This is a genomic window from Plebeiibacterium marinum (genome assembly GCF_026013615.1).
Classification (GTDB): Bacteria; Bacteroidota; Bacteroidia; order Bacteroidales; family Marinilabiliaceae; genus Saccharicrinis; species Saccharicrinis marinus_A.
Genome location: NZ_JAPDPI010000093.1, coordinates 1 through 4,057, shown reverse-complemented (window position 1 = coordinate 4,057; position 4,057 = coordinate 1). Strand labels below are relative to the sequence as shown.

At 29.1% G+C, this 4,057-nt stretch carries 4 protein-coding genes; all 4 read left to right on the top strand.

Annotated elements, in window-relative coordinates; genetic code table 11:
• The first annotated feature begins 420 nt into the window (after positions 1-420).
• A complete protein-coding gene (locus OM074_RS20880) occupies positions 421-1,671 on the top strand; it encodes a site-specific integrase (protein WP_301202643.1) in 1,251 nt (416 codons plus the stop codon).
• Between the two features lie 111 nt (positions 1,672-1,782).
• Positions 1,783-2,961 carry a hypothetical protein gene (locus OM074_RS20875; RefSeq protein WP_301202642.1) on the top strand — a complete coding sequence of 393 codons (1,179 nt, stop codon included), beginning with the start codon at positions 1,783-1,785 and terminating at the stop codon, positions 2,959-2,961.
• A 330-nt stretch (positions 2,962-3,291) separates the two neighbouring features.
• The gene (locus OM074_RS20870; protein WP_301202641.1) at positions 3,292-3,561 is read left to right on the top strand and encodes a helix-turn-helix domain-containing protein; all 270 of its coding nucleotides are present in this window, start codon (positions 3,292-3,294) and stop codon (positions 3,559-3,561) included.
• A gap of 20 nt (positions 3,562-3,581) precedes the next feature.
• The coding region (locus OM074_RS20865) for a hypothetical protein (RefSeq protein WP_301202640.1) at positions 3,582-4,057 on the top strand (476 nt) is incomplete at its 3' end.

Here is a 4,057-nt window from a genome sequence, read left to right as displayed (position 1 = left end):
CTACTTAAAAAACTAAATAAGTTAAAAGCCTGTAAAATGTATGTTTTACAGGCTTTTTTATTTTTTGTTATTTCAATATAATCTAATATAATTCAGATTTCTGGTGAGCTATTAGTGAGTAAAGATTAAATTCTATATTTGTTCACCAGAAAATTCAGAATAAGCTTATGCAATTTTGAAATGAAAGTGATTTAGAAATTTCTTTAATGCAAAATTGCTGGTGAACAGCTGGTGAACAGACTGGTTTTTGAAAAAAGTGTTCACTGGGAAATTTGTAAATTGCAGGCTTGTTGGGGATTATAAAGGTTTTGATTTCTGTGGTGAACAATTTTGTTGATTGATATTGATTGGTTTTACTCAAAGTTCTTTGATGCCAAACAAAGGTTTGGGTTTAGTATTAACCATCAAAAATTAATTGTCATGACTACAAATCAAACATTTGCAATTACTTTTATTGCAAGGGTAGATCGAAAAGAAAAAGCAAATTGTAGCATTTATGCACGAATAAATGTAAATGGAAAGAGAGCGGAGTTTTCAGTAGTTAAATCCGTTCCTATTGAAGCTTGGAATCCAACAAAAGAAAGGATTGATAATAAGTATAGAGATTTTCGTAAATCAAATACTTATATTGAACAAGTAAGAGCCAAAATTGTAAATATATACAGGGATTTGATTTTAAAAGAAGAATTTATATCACCTGTAATTATTAAAAATTATTATTTTGGTAATATTGCCGAAGGGAAAACACTTATTGAGTTGTTTGAATACCATAATACTTCTCAAGTAAAAATTTTAAGTCCCGGAACTCTTAAAAATTACTATACTACTCATAAATATATTATTAAGTATTTGAGAGAGGAAAAGATGATAGATGATATACCTTTAGTAAAGGTGAATTATCAGTTTATTACTGGATTTGATGCGTATTTGAGAAATTATACACCAACAGACCATCATAAGCCTTTGTCAAATAATGGTGTGATGAAACACCTGGAACGTTTTAGAAAGGTAACGACCATGGCTATTAAACTAGAATGGCTAGAAAAGGATCCCTTTGAAAAATTTAAATTCTCATTTAATAAGGTGGATAGAGGTTATCTTACTGATAATGAACTGGAGGTTATTAAAAATAAGAGTTTTAAAATACCGAGGTTGCAGTTTGTAAAGGATTTATTTGTTTTTTCGTGTTATACTGGTTTATCATATATCGACGTTAGAAATTTGACAAGTGAAAATGTGCTGCTGGGAATTGATGGAGAATATTGGATTCAAACAGTACGGCAAAAAACAGAAATGGTAGTTAATATCCCCATATTACCTGTTGCATGGGGAATTATCAATAAATACAAAGACCATCCAAGGGCTTTGAATGATGGTGTATTATTTCCAAAACTCTCTAACCAAAAGCTAAATAGCTATTTGAAAGAAGTTGGAGATATGTGTGGGCTACAAAAAAAACTTACCTTTCATATGGCAAGGCATACATTTGCCACTACAGTTACATTAAGCAATGGAGTGCCAATAGAAACTGTGAGTAAAGTATTAGGGCATTCTAATTTATCAACAACCATGATATATGCAAGGGTGTTAAAAACCAAGATAAGTGAAGATATGCATAAGTTGAAGGATAAACTTAATGATCAAAAAGATAAGATAAATAAATGTTCTTGAGTATGACATAAAATTTATTCTAAAAAAATGGCATTTGATTTGTAATGTTAAGAAAATGTAAACTCATTGTGTATCATTTAACTATAAATTAAAATCTAATCTTAAAATCAGATGCCCATTTTACTAAATCACATTGATAGGGTTGTTGCCAATGTAAACAACCCTTCAAATTGCACATTTTATCAACTTTTTGAAGATCAAAAAAAACCTAAAAGAGAAATAAAATTTGATAATCTATATACTTGTTTAAGATTTCATTTAAATAAAATTGCAACAGGAGACAAAAATAAAGAAGCCATAAGGAATCATATTCAATGTTATCAGTATAGGTTAATAGATGTAATAAATGTATTACATTATCCAGAACATGATTGTGTTCATTATGAAATATGTAGGGAAAAGATATTGAGTCCTGAATTTGAATTTTATTTAACTTATCTGGAACTTTTACTAAAAAGTTTTCCTGACTATTTTAATACTTCATTACCGGCTCCATTAGTATTATCTCAAAAAAATAGAGAGAGGTTTTATAAAGCATTTGATACAAAATGTATTTTAGACCCAAAGCATCAAAGAATATTGGATTTATGTATTGTAATAAAAAAAGTATATGATGATAAAGCACCGGGTTTCAGCTTTTATCAAATTGGCTATTGGGAAGAGTTTTTAAGTCGTTTTGTAATTGTGAAAATAAATAATTGCAGGAAAAGCGAAAAAAAACTTCTCTGGAGTTTGTTTAAGTTTTTGATAGAACAGAATGTTAATTGTGAAGACATCTATTGTTTTATTATTGAGGAAATTTGTGGGGATATAAATATTATCGAGGAATCATCCGGGAAAATTAAGTATTTGAATAAAATAAAAAAGAAACTCGCTCAAAATTTAGTTATAAATCAACAAGGATATAATTTAGGAATCCCAAGCCTAAAAGACATGTTATTAAACTGGATTAAAAAGGAAATCAATTTCTACAAATATAATTACGCTATCAATAAAAGCCAAACTGTCGCTGAAGGAACTAAACTTCAGCCGGAATGCGTAAATAAAATCAAAACGAATTTATCTGTTGGACAAATAGGGTGTATTCTGCGTAGTTTAGTGGATAATAAAGTGATAGATAAGGATTGTAGTGCTGATTTTATTAAATTATTTGCAAATAATTTTACTTCAGTGTGCAGCTCTAATATTTCAAAGAATAGTTTGACAAATAAATATTATAAACCTGATCAAAAATCAGAAAGATCTACTAAAGAATTATTTCTAAAACTATACAAATCAGCTAAAAATTAATATTTTTTGAAAATTAGGGGTTGTAAAAATCGGCAAATTGTGATTGCAGGCAGACTGATGTACAAAATTGAGTTTTTTGTTTTTAGTGTTTAAAAATCGTGTAAGGTGGTGAATAGTAGGTGTATAACAGTGTGTGGTTTTTCTTTTTTTAATTTTTCCTCATTCATTTTTTTCTGTCATATTATATGATTTAGTGCCATTCTAAAAAAAAAATATCTCTGTAACTAATTGATAATCTATGGGGTTGTTGGGGGTTGTACAACCCCCTACCACTGTTTTCGTATTTCTTTTTTACATTCCTTTGTGCCATATCAATATCAATCAAAAATTATGGCAACAGAAATTATTACACAAGACGATTTAAGAGAATTCAAAATTGAATTATTAGCAGATATTAAAAAGCTGCTTAAACAAAATGCTGGAAGCAATCAAAAGAAGTGGTTGAAATCTTATGAAGTCAGAGAGCTTTTGAATATTTCACCAGGAACACTGCAGCATTTGCGCGTGAGTGGAACTTTACCTTTTACTAAAGTAGGAGGTACGATCTATTATGACTATTCAGATATCCAAACAATGATAGCGGAAAATAAAATTCAATGATATAATAGCAATAGGCCATTATGAATTACATCAAGCATCAACAAAATGTTTTTGCAATGATGGATGAAAATGAAAATATTAAACCTACTCATATCAGTTTGTACATCTCGTTGTTCCGGATATGGAATCACAACAGGTTTAAAAATCCAATAACCTTATTCAGAGAAGAAATTATGAATATGTCAAAAATTAATTCTCCCACTACGTATTTAAAGGTTCTTAAAGAATTGGAATTGTATGGGTTTATTCGATATCATCCATCATTTGATCCGAACCTGGGTAGTAAAGTTTACCTAACCATTTTTTGGAAAGGTACCTGTCCACCACCTAACCAAAATTTGGTACCTATATATAAACATATAAACAATATATATAATAATAGAAAGAGTAATGATTTAAGTCAAAATGAATTAAAAGAAGATAATATGAAGGAAAAACAGAAAAAAGCGTTTCAAGTGCCACCAATCGAGCACATTCAAATCTATTTTGAACAAAA

What these genes read in the sequence shown, in the direction of transcription:
- OM074_RS20870 (WP_301202641.1), top strand. Translation starts at nt 3,292, where the DNA reads ATGGCAACAGAAATTATTACACAAGACGATTTAAGAGAATTCAAAATT.
- OM074_RS20875 (WP_301202642.1), top strand. Translation starts at nt 1,783, where the DNA reads ATGCCCATTTTACTAAATCACATTGATAGGGTTGTTGCCAATGTAAAC.
- OM074_RS20880 (WP_301202643.1), top strand. Translation starts at nt 421, where the DNA reads ATGACTACAAATCAAACATTTGCAATTACTTTTATTGCAAGGGTAGAT.